This window comes from Flavobacterium sp. LC2016-13, from assembly GCF_009707955.1.
GTDB lineage: Bacteria > Bacteroidota > Bacteroidia > Flavobacteriales > Flavobacteriaceae > Flavobacterium.
In genome coordinates, this window is sequence record NZ_WMDQ01000004.1 from 150904 (window position 1) to 167255 (window position 16352).

Consider the following 16352-nt stretch of genomic DNA (forward strand, 5'->3'; position numbering starts at 1 on the left):
GTTTTTTATTTTTTATCGTAAAATTACATTTTAAACTCTAGTCCGTCTATTAATGCTTTTTCTTCATCAGTAGCTGTAAAACCAGAGATATTCCAGTAATTCGTTAGGATTTTATTCTTTTTATTAAAAAGAGTTTTCTCTTTAAAAACGTCACTTTCGCTATATGTAAATTTCTGTTTGTTGAAATTTGTCGTGATAAAACTATTTCTGACCTGAATATTTTTAACTGCTTTATCTTTCAAAACAAGATCATAACCTATTTCTTCATTCGAACTCAATAAATAATAATCTTCATCATCGACCCTGTAATTTACTTTTACAATAGATCTGGTAATATTTTTAGCTCCAATTAATTTTTCTTCTTCAATTTCAGCAACCGTTCCGGGCGTTACGATTATACTAAATTCTATAATTAGCTTTTTTTCCGGATCATATACAATTTCATAATTGTCGAGTGTTTTTTTAGATTTATTCAAAGGCGTTACAGACATTATATACAAATCCTTATTACTAGGATGCCCTTTTGTAATAAAATCAAATTCCTTCTTCGCATTAGAATCTAAAATAGGATCAAAATATTTCAAATTTGAATAATTTTCCATGATATCATTCAAATTATAACCTTTCAAATCAGTACTTACATCTTCTTCTATCAAACCATAAGATCTGTTTTGTTCTACCAGTAATGTTGTATTGACTTTTTTCTGATTTACATTAAATTGAAAATTTACAAGTCCGTCATTATAATAAGAGTATTTATTATCGAGCATAAAAAACTCTCTGACATAAACTTTAAGGCGATATGGCATTGCCAGTTTTTGTGCCGAATTAGAGACAATTTTTTGAAGAATTTTTTGTGGATTTTCTTTTGATAAAACAATTTCGTCTAGTTTGTTGTCTTTACTTTTTAGGTAAACAACAAATTCACCTTCTTTTAAAGTTAACCAACGAAGTGTTACATTTTCATAATTGGTTTCAGAAATCTGTACATTCGATCCGCCACTTAACACAAAAGTTACTTTGCCTTCCTGGTTACTTAATAAAATTTGCTTGGTTTTTAGTATAACAACTGTTGCATTTTCTATAGGCAGCTGTGTTTCAATATCTTTTACAACAATAGAATATTCTACATCCTGGGCAAAAACTGTGGCATTTATGAATATAATGAGTAAAATTATAAATCTCTTCATAGGACTATTATTAAAATTATCAAACAAAGTCTTAAAATTTTCATCAAATTAACAAAAATAAAACATAAAACCCCAAGATTTTTATTAATAAAAAACATAATTGGCAAAAAAAATCCTGAGTTAGTACTCAGGATTATATTTATATCTAAAAAAAGTTCTTAATAAATCCAAGAATGAACAAAAACGCCAGAAGAAAAACGATTAATTCATTATAATCTATCCAATAATAAAATAAGCTGTAAATCTTGGTTTTGTAATCATATTCTTTATCAACAAGAACTGTAATCTTTTCATTTAACTCAAAATTGGTTACCAATCTTAACTCACCCTGATCACATCTAATAGTATCTCCATTTACATAATATTCAATCTCTGGAATTTCTCTACCAATTAAAACAGAGCCATGGCCGTCAGCTAAATGATTATTAGTAACAATTTTATGAAGCCCAATTATCTTTCCATCATAAAAATTGTAATTTTCAAAATTTGCAACTTTCAAATAAATAAAACCTGCGTAAACTAATAAAAAGGAGAACCTTACAGAATTGTTTTTGGCAAAATTCCGAAATTTATTCACCATGCAAGAACGCTTGTCTATTCAACAAGGTTTCTTCATCTTCTACGTGATTATCATCTGGTACGCAACAATCAACCGGACATACAGCAGCACATTGAGGTTCATCATGAAACCCTTTACATTCCGTACATTTTCCAGGAACAATATAATATACTTCGTCAGAAATTGGAGTTTGAGCATCTTCTGCATCAATCTCAGTTCCGTCCGGTAAAATTACTTTTCCTGAAAGGCTGGTTCCATCTTTATATCTCCAATCGTCAGCTCCTTCATAAATTGCTGTATTTGGGCATTCTGGTTCACAAGCCCCACAGTTTATGCATTCGTCAGTTATAATTATTGCCATTGTTTTTTTAGTCTTAAAGTTAAAAGTCTTAAAGTTCTAAAGTCAAAAAAAGACATTACTAGCTTTTGACCTAATGACTTTTGACTTTCGACTTATTTATCCTTATTTTTGTGCAAAATTACAATCAAAACAATTCATAAGCAAACAATATGACATTAGAAACAAAAAAAAGTGTTTTTGTTGAATTAGGAAAATTTTTAAGTCAATTTTCTGAAACAAAAAATACACAAAATGAATCGGTTTTAGGCAATGACTTGTTTTTTGATGATTTTGTAAAACTAATTCATCTTTCACAATCACATAATGGCTGGTATACACCTGAACAGGTATACTTTGCCATAAAATCCTGGGCAGATGCCCTTACGCAGGAAAACATCGATAAGTGGCTTTCTAACTATACAGCTGAATTTGCTCAAAGCGACAAAAAAGAAAAAACCGTTGCATTAATATTGGCCGGAAATATTCCTTTGGTAGGTTTTCATGATTTTTTATCTGTTTTAATTACAGGAAACAGCGCCTTAATAAAAACCTCTTCAAACGATCAGCATTTATTACCCTTTTTAGCCAAATATTTAATTTTTGTTGATGAAAGTTTAAAAGATAAGATCACTTTCGTGGAAGGCAAACTCGAAAATTTTGATACCGTAATTGCTACCGGAAGTAATAATACAGCACGATATTTTGAATATTATTTTAAAGATAAGCCTTCAATCATTCGAAAAAACAGAAATTCAGCCGCTGTTTTAAACGGAAAAGAAACAGTTGAAGATTTACAAGCTTTGGGTGAAGATATTTTTCGTTATTTCGGCTTAGGATGTCGTAATGTTTCTAAACTTTTTGTCCCGAAAGATTATTCATTTGTGGCTTTTTTTGAAGCTATTTTTAAATATCAGGACGTTATTCATTACGAGAAATACGCTAATAATTACGATTACAACAAAGCAGTTTTCTTAATGAGCAATTTCAAATTATTAGATAATGGTTTTTTGACATTGAAAGAAGACCCGAGTTACGCCTCTCCTATTTCGAGTGTTTTTTATGAATTTTATGAAAACATCGAAGATCTGGAAAATCGTCTTGAAACTGATGCTGAACAAATTCAATGCATCGTAAGCAACGATTTAATCAAAAACAGTATTCCGTTCGGACAAACGCAAAATCCTCAATTGTGGGATTATGCAGATAACGTAGATACTATAACGTTTTTGTTAACAACAAAGTAAAAAAATGTTTAATTATTTCGAATTATTTATCGCTTTTTCAGCTCCTATTGCCGAAATTTGCGTCTTTAAAATTTTCGACTATTAACAACAACCATGAAAAAACACAACTACAGCGCAGGACCAAGTATCTTACCTCAAGAAGTTTTTGAGAAAGCATCAAAAGCAATTTTAGATTTTAACGATTCAGGACTTTCTATTCTTGAAATTTCGCACCGAAGTAAAGATTTCGTTGCTGTTATGGATGAGGCTCGTTCGCTTGCTTTAGAATTGTTAGGACTTGAAGGAAAAGGATATCAAGCCTTATTTTTACAAGGTGGTGCAAGTACTGCATTCTTAATGGCTCCTTATAATTTATTGAAAGAAAACGGAAAAGCCGCTTATTTAGATTCGGGAACCTGGGCAACTGCCGCAATAAAAGAAGCTAAAAATTTTGGAGAAACTGTTGTTGTAGCTTCTTCTAAAGAAGAAAATTACAACCATATACCAAAAGGATACACAATACCAAGTGATGCAGATTATTTTCACTGCACAAGTAACAATACCATTTTTGGAACTCAAATGAAAGAATTTCCAACAACAAATATTCCTGTTGTTTGCGATATGAGTTCTGATATTTTTTCACGCGATTTAGATTTCTCTAAATTTGATTTAATCTATGCCGGAGCTCAAAAAAATATGGGCCCTGCAGGAACTACTTTGGTAGTCGTTAAAGAAGAAATTTTAGAGAAAACCAGAAGAACAATTCCAAGCATGTTAGATTATGCAAAACATATTAAAGCAGAAAGTATGTATAATACTCCTCCTGTTTTTGCAGTTTATGTTTCGCTATTAACATTGCAATGGATTAAAAGTAAAGGCGGAGTTGCAGCAGTTGAAAAACTAAACGATGCAAAAGCTGATTTACTTTATAATGAAATCGACAGAAATCCATTATTTAAAGGTGCTGCAGCTGTAGAAGACCGTTCAAAAATGAACGTTACATTCTTATTAAACAATGCTGATCATACTGAAACATTCGACGCTTTATGGAAAGCTGCAGGAATTTCAGGATTACCTGGTCACCGTTCAGTTGGTGGTTACAGAGCTTCTATTTACAACGCTATGCCTATCGAAAGTGTTCAGGTATTAGTAGATGTAATGAAAGCATTGGAGAGTAAAGTTTAATCGTTTTATTCGGTTAATTGTTTAATCGAAATTGCTTTAAATTCAAAAAAGAAAAAAATATATAATATATTGGTCAATCAATTAAACGATTAACCAAATAAACAAATAAACTATAATGAAAGTATTAGCCAATGACGGAATTTCTAAAAGTGGAATTTTAGCTTTAGAAAAAGGTGGATTTGAAGTTATAACTACAAAAGTAGCTCAGGAACAAGTAGCTAATTTTGTAAACGAAAACAATGTAAGCGTAGTTTTAGTGCGTAGTGCAACTAAAGTTCGTAAAGATATTATTGATGCTTGTCCGGGACTAAAAATTATTGGTCGTGGTGGTGTTGGTATGGATAATATTGATGTTGATTACGCAAAAAGCAAAGGAATCCATGTAATTAATACTCCAGCTTCATCATCAGAATCTGTTGCTGAATTGGTATTTGGACACTTGTTTTCTGGTGTTCGTTTTTTACACGATTCTAACAGAAATATGCCTCTGGAAGGCGATTCAAACTTTGACGGTTTGAAAAAAGCGTACGCAAACGGAGTTGAGTTAAGAGGAAAAACATTAGGTATTGTTGGTATTGGACGTATCGGGCAAGCAACTGCAAAAATGGCGCTTGGTTTAGGTATGAAAGTTATCGCAGCTGATAGTTTTATTCCGCAAGTAGATATTAAAGTTGAATTTTTTGATGGTCAGTCAATCACTACAACAGTTGTTTCTCAATCATTAGAATCTTTATTTAAAGAAGCTGATTTCATTACATTACACGTTCCTGCTCAGGATGGTTACATCATTGGAGAAAAAGAATTTGCACTATTGAAAGATGGTGTTGGAATCGTAAACTGTGCACGTGGTGGTGTTATCGACGAGGTTGCTTTAATAAAAGCTTTAGATTCAGGAAAAGTTTCTTTTGCAGGTTTAGATGTTTTTGAAAGCGAACCAAAACCGGAAATGACAATCTTAATGCACCCAAAAATTTCGTTGACTCCACACATCGGAGCTGCAACCGGAGAAGCACAAGATAGAATTGGTACTGAATTAGCTTCACAAATCATTACTTTATTAAGCTAGTCACCAATCATCAAACATAATTTGTAAGAGATTTATTAATATTAATTAGTAAATCTCTTTCTTTTTTTAGTAAATTTGATTTCTCTAATTTTAAAAAATCAAGTCATGTTTGAACAATTAACACAATTAGTACAACAGTACGGAAACACTGCTGTTGTAAATAACGATGCTGTCCCAAACGAGCATAATGACGGCGTAATGAACGAGGCAAGTAATTCGATTTTTGACGGATTAAAAAAAATTGCTTCAGAAGGTGGTGCAGAACAATTGGCGGGATTATTTAATGGTAATTCACCTATTGACAGTTCAAATCCGGTTGTACAACAATTGACACAACAATTATCAGGAAATCTTGGTCAAAAATTTGGATTAAGCAGTGACGCTTCATCTGGAGTAGCCTCAAGCTTGATTCCACAAATATTAGGCTCGCTAGTCAATAAAGCAAAAGATCCAAACGATAATAGTTTTCAAATTTCAGATATCATAAGCTCTATTTCCGGAAACAGCGGACAAGCTTCAAGCATAATGGACACAATTTCAAAATACGGAACGCAATTTGGCCTGGACCAAAACGCTGACGGAAAAGTTGACATTGCCGATGTTCTTGTCGTTACCAAAAGTAAAGGCGGAATTTCAGGTTTTATCGGGAGATTGTTTAACAGTAAGTAATTTTTAAAGGTTCAAAGGCGCAAAGGTTCAGAGGTTCAAAGACGCAAAGGTTTTAATGAAAATAGCTGTTTCTATTTAAGAAACGGCTATTTTTATTTTCATAATTTTAAAACCCAATTAACTTCTGCTTCTTTGAACCTCTGAACCTTTGAACCTTTTAAAATTGTTAAATTTTAAAAACCCTACTTGATTTTTTTGTAAATTTATGTTCGAAATTTCAAGTCATGAAAAATATCATTTACATATTAATTGTTTTGTTTATCATAGTAGCATGCTCAACATCTCAAAAAAATGTTGACACAGCTGCAAAACAAAATGTTGCCTTAAATGATACGGTTCGAATTAAAAACGATTCTTTAGAATATGAAGTTATTATTATCGATAACGGATTTAGTTATTGGTTGGCTTCAAGAGCGTTTCCCAGAAACTATCATTCATTGTCTTTTCTTGAAAATAAGAATTATTTGTATGTAACAGAATGGAATAATCGTGTTTTACAACCACAACGTTTTAGTCCAAATTTATATGAAATGAGAATTGATTACCAACCAAACATCCATTATGGGTACGAGGTAAACTACCTTATTTACAACTACATGATTTATTTTCAAAATACTTATAAACAAAAGCTTTGGGGATATGTTCCATCAAGATAATGTTGTTATATTTGTAATCATTACAAATAAAAATGAATAGATTAAAACAACGTTGGGGCATTACCTCAAATTTTCAACTTATCATCATATTTATCGTTTTTGCTGTCACAGGATCAGCATCTGCATGGTTGTCTAAGCCTTTTTGTGTTTGGTTAGGAATTACCAAAGAAGATTTCGGCGGCTGGTTTACCTTAATTCGTCTTATAATTATTTTCCCTATTTACCAGGTTTTATTGGTTGCAATAGGAACTGTTTTTGGGCAATATCGTTTCTTTTGGAATTTCGAAAAGAAAATGCTTAAAAGTATGGGACTTGGATTCTTGTTTAAAAACTAATTTTGCTCGGGTTCTCTTGAAAAGAAATATGTGTAAATCCATGTAAGTGTAAAAGACGGAATAATATCAGTAAAAGGCAATATTTCTTCTACAAAAGTCAAAAGACCGGCAACTTTTCCAACTCTGCCTCTATACATTCTGGTCATAATAAAAGCTGCAATTGGCGCCCAGATAATATCTCCTAATTCGGCAAGTCCAAAAACAGAATACGTTAACATACCAATTCCGTCCAAAATTAATCCAATTACCAATTTTGACATTCTTTTATCGTCTACAACATTTAGATCCTGCATTATATTTTCATTTAGAGATTATTCGAATTTAAAAATAAATCATCAGATCAAATTATTTGTAAATGTGAATTTCTTTTTAAATTCCCACCTATAATTAAATCATCATTTGCTCGTTACTGCAAATATTGCTCCAAAATTTCCATCGGTTTGAATCCAGTTTTCAGCAGGCAAATAAGCACGAGATACGAATCCGTCAAGATACAAAGCATTTTTACAGCCTAAGCTTTTAAAATAATTTGCAAAATCATAAAAATTAATCTCTTTCTTCGATAATACAAAAACGACATTTCCGTCAGGTAAAATACCAACTCCGTTTCTGATATTTAAATTAGAAGAACCTTCCTTAAAATCGGGATGAATTTGACCATTAATTACCAACATTGGTCCGGATTGAGTAGCATATTCAATTTTACCGTTGTTATGAAACATTTCAGTCGTACAAATTTTTGCAGCTTTTTCAGTAGTAATATAGAAAACGCCATTCGGTTTTAAATAAAAATTTCCAGTTGCTTTTGTAGTATCCAAAGGAGATCCAACTTTTTTCTTTTCAATATAAAGCCCTTGAGGTGAAAGATCCTTTTTATACATTCCTGCATTCATGGCAAAGTTTAATTTTAGATGTTTTGCTTCAACCCAAAGTTTAAGATTTTCAATACTTTCAAAATTCTGTCCTTTTTCATTTTTCCAAAATAATTTTAAATCCTGTTTTTTAAGATCAACCTTATAAGTCAAAAATGGGTCTTCATAATATATCTTAGCACTAATAAAAATAGTACCAATTGACATTATCAGTATCAATAAAGCTATTTTCGATTTCATCTTTTAAAAATTATATTCCTATAAATATAAAATAAAAATAGCAATAATGATTTATTTGGTTTAGTTCCTAAAATTCTGTTAGAACACATTTTAATATCGATAGAATCTTTGTTTCTTTGTAAAAACAGTTTCATAATGATACAAGCAAAAAACATACATAAATTCTACGATAAACTTGAAGTTTTAAAGGGAGTTGATTTACATATTAAAAAAGGAGAAATTGTTTCGATCGTTGGTGCTTCAGGTGCCGGAAAAACAACTTTGTTGCAGATTTTGGGAACATTAGACAAACCATCAAAATTACAAACTCAAACTTCATTAATCATAAACGGAGAAAATGTACTGGGTTTTAGTGACAAAGCATTATCTAAATTCAGAAACTTAAATCTTGGTTTTATTTTTCAATTTCATCAATTATTACCAGAATTTACAGCATTGGAAAATGTTTGTATTCCCGCTTTTATGACCAATAAATCTAAGGCTGAAACTGAAAAAGAAGCCAAACGATTGTTAGAATATTTAGGTTTATCGCACAGAATAAATCATAAACCAAACGAACTTTCGGGCGGTGAACAACAACGTGTGGCCGTTGCCAGAGCCTTAATTAATAAACCTGATGTTATTTTTGCCGATGAACCTTCGGGAAATCTTGACACGCATTCTGCCGAAAATTTACACCAATTATTTTTCAAGCTTCGTGATGAATTCGGTCAAACATTTGTAATTGTAACCCACAACGAAGAATTGGCGAATATGGCTGACCGAAAATTAATAATGGTCGATGGCCAGATTAGTAATTAGGAGCTGTTTCCTGCTGTCCGCTATATCTTTTCCTTGCTAAAGAAGCAAGAAAAAGGATCCTCCCGAAGCTTCGGGACCATCAGGGCTAGGGCACTCGAATAAATAAGAACATTCATTTTAAACATGAACCAAAAAGAACTCAAGGAATTTCTCGACGAAAAAGTCATTCAATATAATAATCAGGATTTTATTGAAAGTGATCCTGTTCAAATTCCGCATTTATTTTCTCAAAAAGAAGATATTGAAATTGCCGGTTTTTTGAGCGCAACAATTGCGTGGGGAAATCGTAAAATGATTATTAAAAATTCACACCAAATGATGGAATTAATGGGTAATACGCCTTATGATTTCATCATGTCACATTCTGATGAAGATATAGAACGCCTTGAGAATTTTGTACACAGAACCTTCAACGGAAAAGATTTTGGCGGATTCATAAAAGGATTACAGCACATTTACAAAAATCATGGTGGTTTAGAAACTGTTTTTGCAAAACATCAGGAACAAGACAGTTTGCAAAAAAGCATACATGAATTCAAAAAAATATTCTTCGAAATAGACCATTTGCCAAGAACTCAAAAACATATTTCAGATCCATTAAACAATTCTGCAGCAAAAAGAATCAACATGTATTTGCGCTGGATGGTTCGTCAGGACACAAAAGGCGTTGATTTAGGCATTTGGAAAACCATTTCGCCAGCTGCATTATCTTGTCCGCTTGACGTTCATTCCGGAAATGTAGCCCGAAAACTAGGTATTCTTACCCGAAAACAAAATGACGGAAAAGCTTTGACAGAACTTGATTTAAAACTTCGTGAAATGGATGCAAAAGATCCTGTAAAGTATGATTTTGCTTTATTTGGTTTGGGCGTTTTTGAAGGGTTTTGAATTTGATAATTAGAATATTAGATTGCCCGATTATTAGATGATTCGAAAAATCTAGTGATCTAACCATCAATTTAACGTACATTTGCACAAAATTTAATGTAAATGAGCACTTTCGAGAAATTCAATCTTCCAAAATCAGTACAAAAAGCAATCGACGAATTAGGATTTGTTACGCCAACTCCTATTCAGGAAAAATCTTTTTCTGTGATTATGTCAGGTCGTGATATGATGGGAATTGCGCAAACTGGTACAGGTAAAACATTTGCTTATTTATTACCCCTTTTAAAATTATACAAATTTACCCCAACCAATACGCCAAAAATTGTAATTCTGGTCCCAACACGTGAATTAGTAGTTCAGGTTGTTGAAGAAGTAGAGAAACTGACTAAATACATGTCTGTTAGTACACTTGGTATTTTTGGTGGAGTAAACATAAATACACAAAAAAAAGCGGTTTACGAAGGTGTTGACATTCTTGTTGGAACGCCTGGTAGAACAATGGATTTAGCACTTGATGCTGTAATTCGTTTTGATGAAACTCAAAAATTAGTTATTGACGAGTTTGATGAAATGCTTAATCTTGGTTTCCGTACGCAATTAACTGCGCTTTTGGCGATGATGAAAACAAAACGTCAAAACATACTTTTCTCTGCAACAATGACAGATGAAGTTGATGCTGTTTTGAATGACTTTTTTGATTTTCCTGAAGAAGTTACGCTTGCTGCATCAGGAACTCCGCTTGAAAACATTACTCAAATTACTTATAATGTTCCTAATTTCAATACAAAAGTAAATCTGTTAAAACATTTATTAGAAACAAACGAAAGCATGGAACGTGTTTTGGTTTTTGTGAATAATAAAAAGATTTCAGACATGCTTCATACCAGAATTGAAGAAGATTTTGAAGGTCAGTTTGGTGTAATTCACTCAAATAAATCTCAAAATTACCGTTTGAGTACAATGGCTGAATTCCAGGAAGGAAATCTTCGCGGATTAATTACAACTGATATTATGGCGAGAGGTTTGGATATTTCGAATATCTCACACGTTATCAATTTTGAACTTCCTGAATTTCCTGAATTGTATATGCACAGAATTGGTCGTACAGGTCGTGCGGATGCTTCTGGAACTGCAATTAGTTTCATCACGCCTCGTGAAGAAGAATTTAAAATTGAAGTGGAAGTTTTAATGAATCAGGAACTTGAAATAGCTGAATTTCCTGAAGAAGTTGAAATTTCAGCAAAATTAATCGAACCTGAAAAAGACAAACAACCGATTAAGTTTTTAATGAAAAAGCAAACACTAAAAGGTGAAGGTGCTTTCCATGAAAAAGATAAAAAGAACAAAAAAGTAAATCTTGGAGGTCCTTCAAAAACCAAAAAGAAAACCCACGGATCTGTCAATCGAAATATGTTGAAAACGAGAGATAAGAAGAGAAAAGATAAGGATAAATAGTTTTTTTTAGCTTCTAAGATACTAAGTTGCTAAGGTTCTAAGTTTAAAAATATAAAAAAGGCTCAAAATATAGAACTAATTCTGTGTTTTGAGCCTTTTAATCTTAGTGCCTTAGCAACTTAGCACCTCAGTACCTTAAGACTAAATTTTCGTAAAAAGCAATCCAACCGGAGAACACAATTCGATTTTTTTACCAGTGTTTGTAAGCTTTCCTGTTGTTTTATCTCTTTTAAAAATGATAATATCATTGGTATATTGATGCCCAACTAAAAGGTAATTTCCTGTTGGATCGATAACAAAATCTCTTGGCCCTTTTCCTAAAGTACTTTCTTGTTCTACAAGTTTAATACTTCCGTCTTTCAGAATTTGATAAACCGATATTGCGTTTACATCGCCACGGTCAGACACATATAAAAAACCTCCATCAGGTGAAATTTTTATCGCTGCAGAACTGTTCGCTCCTTTAAAATCTTTTGGGATAATATTGGTTTCTTTTAAAAGCTTTAAATTTCCAGTTTTATCGTATGCAAATGTGGTCAATGTTCCGTCTAATTCCTGAAGTAAATAAACAAATTTACCATCTTTACTAAACGTTAAATGTCTGGGTCCACTACCTGCTTTTACGTCAACAGTTCCTTTCAAAGTCAGTATATCATGTTTATCACTTGCATTGTATTTATAGATGAAAATTTTATCCTGACCTAAATCATTTGATAAAATAAACGTTTTATCCGGAGAAAAAACAACCATGTGAACGTGTGCTTTTTCCTGACGTGCGGCGTTAGGTCCTTTTCCTTCATGCTGAATCAATTGTTGAACTTCAGTAATGCTTCCATCAGCATTTTTCTTAAATACAGCAATACTTCCACCAGAATAATTAGCCACAATTACATTTTTGTCATCATTAATTAAATGACAAGGATCAGCGCCTAATGTAGCATTTGAATTCAACAATTTCAGTTTACCGGTTTTAGAATCATATCCAAATGCACTTAAAGCACTTTGGGTTCCGTTTTCGTTTACTGCATAAATAAATTTATTATTTGCCGAAGCCGATAAATAACTCGGACTAACTACGTTTTCTGTAGAATTCTTTAATTTAAAATCGCCAGAAGCAGCATTAAATTCGTAAACATAAATTCCTTTGCTTTCACAAGTATTTGTATACGTGCCAACTAATAAATTAAATTTATTCTGAGCTTGCGAAGTGGTAAAAGCTAAAGCAGAAAAAAGTAATATGGATAATCTTTTCATTGTTTTTGATAGTTTTTGATAGTTTTTTGAATATGCTAAAATACTCAATAATATCTTTAAGAACTTTATTTTTTGTTACAAATGAATTTTCAAAAGTTACATTTTTCAAACTATGCTAATCAAATTTTTAAACCATATAAGTGGTATAAGTTCATTTAATTTTCGAGACAGCAACATTTGCTTTTAATCTCTTATATAACTTATATGGTTTAACTAAATATTACTTATTTGGTTTGGCTAAAAATTTGTATTTTTGACCAGAATCTTCGCGAAAAATCAAACGTAGTGAAGTAAATCAAAGCCAGAATGCATTTTAAACAACCCGAAATTCTCTACTTTCTGTTTTTATTGATTGTTCCTATTTTGGTTCATTTGTTTCAATTACGACGTTTTAAAACCTCTTATTTTACAAACGTACGTTTCTTAAAAGAACTTGCTGTTCAAACCCGTAAGAGTTCTAAAATCAAAAAAAGGCTATTATTAGCCACTCGTTTATTACTGCTAACTTGTGTCATTTTAGCTTTTGCCCAACCTTTTTTTGAAGCCAAAGACAGCAAAAATGCATCAAACGAAATGTATATTATTCTGGACAATTCGTTTAGTATGCAGGCAAAAGGAAAAAAAGGTGAATTACTAAAACGTGCCGTTCAGGAATTACTGGAAAACACTCCTGAAACTGCTCAATTTTCGTTATTAACCAATACTGAGAATTACTGGAATACCGATATAAAATCGTCTAAAAGTGCTTTACAAAATCTAAAATACAGCGCCACTCCTTTTGAGCTTTCGTCGATAATGGCAAAGGTAAAAGCACATAAATCATCCCATAAAAAAGATATTGTCATCATTACAGATGCGGTTGGGTTGGCTGAAAAAGATGTGAAAAATATTGATACAGAAGAAAAACCGTATTTTCTTATTTCTGAAGCTGAACAAAAAAACAATGTTGCGATTGACAGCGTTTACATCAATCAGACATTAGAAAATTTTTACGAAATAAGCGTTAATTTATCGGCGTATGGCGAAGATTTCAAACCTATTTCGATGGCTTTGTACAATCAAAATAAATTAATTGCCAAAACAATTATCAATTTTGATGCGAAGAAAAAGAAAATCAATTTTACGATTCCAAAAGAAGCTTTCCACGGCTATGTAACTATTGAAGATAATGGATTAACTTACGACAACAAGCTTTATTTCAGCATTTCGAAAGCTAAAAAAATAAATGTTATTAGTATCGGAGAACCTGAAAAAAGTAATTTCTTGTCCCGAATTTATACTTCAACTGAATTCAATTATAACAACTATTCGATTAGTAGTTTAGATTATAATAGTTTAGAAAAACAAAATACTATTATTCTAAATGAATTGATAGAAGTTCCTCAAGCTTTGCAAACCACTTTAAAATCATTTGTTTCTAAAGGTGGTAATTTAGTTGTAATTCCTTCTGAAAAAAGTTCAATTTCTAATCTAAATACATTCTTAGCGAATTTTGGAAAAATCCAATTCAAAAACATTGAAAACAAAAGTAAATTGATTACCAAAATCAATTTTGACCATCCTTTATTTTCAGGTGTTTTTGAGAATAAAATCACGAATTTTCAATATCCAAAAACAAATACTTCATTTGAAATATCAAGTCCATATCCGGCGGTTTTATCTTATGAAGATCAAAGTGTTTTTGCAACAATGATTCAGAATCCGGTTTCCGGAATTACTGTTTTTTCTGCACCAATAAACGCAATCAATTCAAACTTTCAGCAATCTCCGTTAATAGTTCCTTTGTTTTATAAAATGGGACAAAACAATCAAAAAACCGGAGTAAATGCATTAACAATTGGCAATAACCAGCCTTATTTTGTAGATGTTTTATTAAGTAAAGATGCTATTTTAGAAGTAAGAGGAAATGAGGATTCGTTCATTCCGATTCAACAAATACTGAACAATAAAGTAAAATTGGTTTTTAATGATTTTCCTGAAACTGCAGGAAATTATGGTGTTTTTGATAAAAAAGAATCCGTTGAAAATTTGAGTTTCAATTACAAACGAAGCGAAAGCGATTTGAGTCAGGTAAATACCAATGTGGTTTCTGATTTTAAAACCGCCGATACGATTTCAACTATTTTTAACACGTTACAAACTGAACGAACTGACAGTCAAATTTGGAAATGGTTTGTTATCTTTGCACTGTTATTTTTAGCATTAGAAATGGCAATTATTAAGTTTGTGAAATAAACTTTAAGTTTATTTTTTCGAACCATTAAGAGATTAAGATTATAACGCTTTGAGCCTTCTTAATTTAACTTAATCTCTTAATGGTAGAAATAAAAACATTTTATGTTTGAATAAAAAAAATCTACATATGAAAATAATCATCAGAAGCGCCAAAATTATCGATTCAAAAAGTCCGTTTCATAACCAGACCGTTGATCTTTTAATTGCAGATGGTTTAATCGAAAAAATAGGAACTTCAATTCTTGATATTGATGACACAACCGAAGTAAAATTTGATAATTTGCATCTTTCTCAAGGTTGGTTTGACAGCAGTGTTTCATTTGGAGAACCAGGTTATGAAGATCGTGAAACTATTGCAAACGGATTGAATGTTGCTGCGAAAAGTGGTTTTACAGCCGTTGTTTTACAACCAAACTCCTTCCCTATTATTGATAATCAATCGCAGGTAAATTTCGTAAAAAACAAAGCAAATGGTTTTGCTACAGAACTTTATCCAATTGGTGCTTTAACAAAAGCCAGCGAAGGAAAAGATATGGCTGAGTTATTTGATATGAAGAAAACCGGAGCGGTTGCTTTTGGAGATTATAACAAAAGTATCGATAACGCCAATCTTTTAAAAATCGCTTTGCAATATGTACAGGATTTTGACGGATTAGTGATTACTTACGCGCAAGATGCTAATATAAAAGGAAATGGAGTTGCCAATGAAGGAATTGTTTCAACCAAATTAGGTTTGAAGGGAATCCCGAATTTAGCTGAAGAACTGCAAGTAGCGCGAAACTTGTATTTATTAGAATATACGGGCGGAAAACTTCATATTCCAACAATTTCTACAGCAAAATCGGTTGAGCTAATTAAAGAAGCTAAAGCAAAAGGCTTAAATATAACTTGCAGTGTTGCTGTACATCATTTGGTTTTAACCGATGAAAAACTGGAAGGTTTTGATACTCGTTTTAAAGTTACGCCTCCATTAAGAACTGAAAGCGACAGACAAGCTTTACTAAACGGAATTAAAGACGGAACAATTGATTTGATTACTTCTGATCATAATCCAATTGATATTGAATTCAAGAAAATGGAATTTGATACTGCCAAAAACGGAACAATTGGTTTAGAAAGTGCATTTGGAGCTTTGTTAACGGTATTACCTTTAGAAACTATAATCGAAAAACTTACTATAGGAAAAGTGATTTTTGGAATTGAAAATAATACAATTTCCGAAGGTTCAAGAGCAAACTTTACGTTCTTTACTCCAGACGGAAATTCTACTTTTACGAAAGAAAATATTCTTTCAAAATCTAAAAATTCTGCTTTTTTAGGAACTGAAATAAAAGGTTCTGTTTACGGAATTTTAAATCAAAATCAACTTGTTATCTCTAAATAA

General features: G+C 31.8%; 17 protein-coding genes. 11 read left to right on the forward strand and 6 right to left on the reverse strand.

Translation table 11 applies throughout. From position 1 onward, the window contains the following. Positions 1-23 precede the first annotated feature (23 nt). From GKZ86_RS09925 to GKZ86_RS09935, 3 genes are all read right to left on the reverse strand, one after another. Complete coding sequence (locus tag GKZ86_RS09925) at positions 24-1190, reverse strand: hypothetical protein (RefSeq protein ID WP_154782956.1); 1167 nt, start codon at positions 1188-1190, stop codon at positions 24-26. A 145-nt stretch (positions 1191-1335) separates the two neighbouring features. Then, entirely contained in the window at positions 1336-1770 is a 435-nt protein-coding gene (locus tag GKZ86_RS09930) for a hypothetical protein (protein WP_154782957.1), read from the reverse strand. Further along, positions 1760-2110, reverse strand: a complete 351-nt coding sequence (locus GKZ86_RS09935; RefSeq protein ID WP_059118173.1) for a 4Fe-4S dicluster domain-containing protein — start codon at positions 2108-2110, stop codon at positions 1760-1762. Before GKZ86_RS09935 ends, GKZ86_RS09930 begins: the two co-directional genes overlap by 11 nt. 149 nt (positions 2111-2259) lie before the next feature. Here GKZ86_RS09935 and GKZ86_RS09940 point away from each other — a divergent pair, with 149 nt between their 5' ends. From GKZ86_RS09940 to GKZ86_RS09965, 6 genes are all read left to right on the forward strand, one after another. Beyond that, on the forward strand, positions 2260-3333 hold the full coding sequence (locus tag GKZ86_RS09940) for an acyl-CoA reductase (protein WP_154782958.1): 1074 nt from the start codon (positions 2260-2262) through the stop codon (positions 3331-3333). A 93-nt stretch (positions 3334-3426) separates the two neighbouring features. Then, a complete protein-coding gene (serC, locus tag GKZ86_RS09945; RefSeq protein WP_154782959.1) occupies positions 3427-4497 on the forward strand; it encodes a 3-phosphoserine/phosphohydroxythreonine transaminase in 1071 nt (356 codons plus the stop codon). Positions 4498-4612: 115 nt separating this feature from the next. After that, entirely contained in the window at positions 4613-5563 is a 951-nt protein-coding gene (locus GKZ86_RS09950; RefSeq protein WP_154782960.1) for a D-2-hydroxyacid dehydrogenase, read from the forward strand. Between the two features lie 105 nt (positions 5564-5668). After that, complete coding sequence (locus GKZ86_RS09955) at positions 5669-6232, forward strand: DUF937 domain-containing protein (RefSeq protein ID WP_154782961.1); 564 nt, start codon at positions 5669-5671, stop codon at positions 6230-6232. A 224-nt stretch (positions 6233-6456) separates the two neighbouring features. After that, positions 6457-6888, forward strand: coding sequence for a DUF6146 family protein (locus GKZ86_RS09960; RefSeq protein WP_154782962.1), 432 nt, complete (start codon positions 6457-6459; stop codon positions 6886-6888). A 32-nt stretch (positions 6889-6920) separates the two neighbouring features. Then, a complete protein-coding gene (locus tag GKZ86_RS09965) occupies positions 6921-7223 on the forward strand; it encodes a DUF6787 family protein (protein WP_154782963.1) in 303 nt (100 codons plus the stop codon). On the opposite strand, the gene GKZ86_RS09970 is transcribed toward GKZ86_RS09965, so the two are convergent. Together GKZ86_RS09970 and GKZ86_RS09975 are read right to left on the reverse strand one after the other, a co-directional pair. Further along, on the reverse strand, positions 7220-7516 hold the full coding sequence (locus GKZ86_RS09970; protein WP_154782964.1) for a hypothetical protein: 297 nt from the start codon (positions 7514-7516) through the stop codon (positions 7220-7222). The two genes, GKZ86_RS09965 and GKZ86_RS09970, sit on opposite strands and share 4 nt — an antisense overlap. 102 nt (positions 7517-7618) lie before the next feature. Next, positions 7619-8335, reverse strand: a complete 717-nt coding sequence (locus tag GKZ86_RS09975) for a phosphodiester glycosidase family protein (RefSeq protein ID WP_154782965.1) — start codon at positions 8333-8335, stop codon at positions 7619-7621. 135 nt (positions 8336-8470) lie between these two features. On the opposite strand from GKZ86_RS09975, the gene GKZ86_RS09980 reads away from it, so the two are divergent. The 3 genes from GKZ86_RS09980 to GKZ86_RS09990 all read left to right on the forward strand — a co-directional run bounded on the left by GKZ86_RS09980 (position 8471) and on the right by GKZ86_RS09990 (position 11479). Continuing rightward, positions 8471-9136 carry an ABC transporter ATP-binding protein gene (locus GKZ86_RS09980; RefSeq protein ID WP_154782966.1) on the forward strand — a complete coding sequence of 222 codons (666 nt, stop codon included), beginning with the start codon at positions 8471-8473 and terminating at the stop codon, positions 9134-9136. Positions 9137-9259: 123 nt separating this feature from the next. After that, positions 9260-10024 (forward strand): TIGR02757 family protein, encoded by a 765-nt coding sequence (locus tag GKZ86_RS09985; protein ID WP_154782967.1) that lies wholly within the window; start codon positions 9260-9262, stop codon positions 10022-10024. Between the two features lie 102 nt (positions 10025-10126). After that, positions 10127-11479: a DEAD/DEAH box helicase gene (locus tag GKZ86_RS09990; RefSeq protein WP_154782968.1), complete on the forward strand. Its 1353-nt coding sequence runs from the start codon at positions 10127-10129 to the stop codon at positions 11477-11479. Between the two features lie 141 nt (positions 11480-11620). Here the strand turns inward: GKZ86_RS09990 and GKZ86_RS09995 are convergent, their stop codons facing one another. Further along, positions 11621-12733 (reverse strand): lactonase family protein, encoded by a 1113-nt coding sequence (locus tag GKZ86_RS09995; protein WP_154782969.1) that lies wholly within the window; start codon positions 12731-12733, stop codon positions 11621-11623. 306 nt (positions 12734-13039) lie between these two features. Here GKZ86_RS09995 and GKZ86_RS10000 point away from each other — a divergent pair, with 306 nt between their 5' ends. Then, positions 13040-14968: a BatA and WFA domain-containing protein gene (locus tag GKZ86_RS10000; RefSeq protein ID WP_154782970.1), complete on the forward strand. Its 1929-nt coding sequence runs from the start codon at positions 13040-13042 to the stop codon at positions 14966-14968. Between the two features lie 127 nt (positions 14969-15095). After that, positions 15096-16352, forward strand: coding sequence for a dihydroorotase family protein (locus GKZ86_RS10005; RefSeq protein WP_154782971.1), 1257 nt, complete (start codon positions 15096-15098; stop codon positions 16350-16352).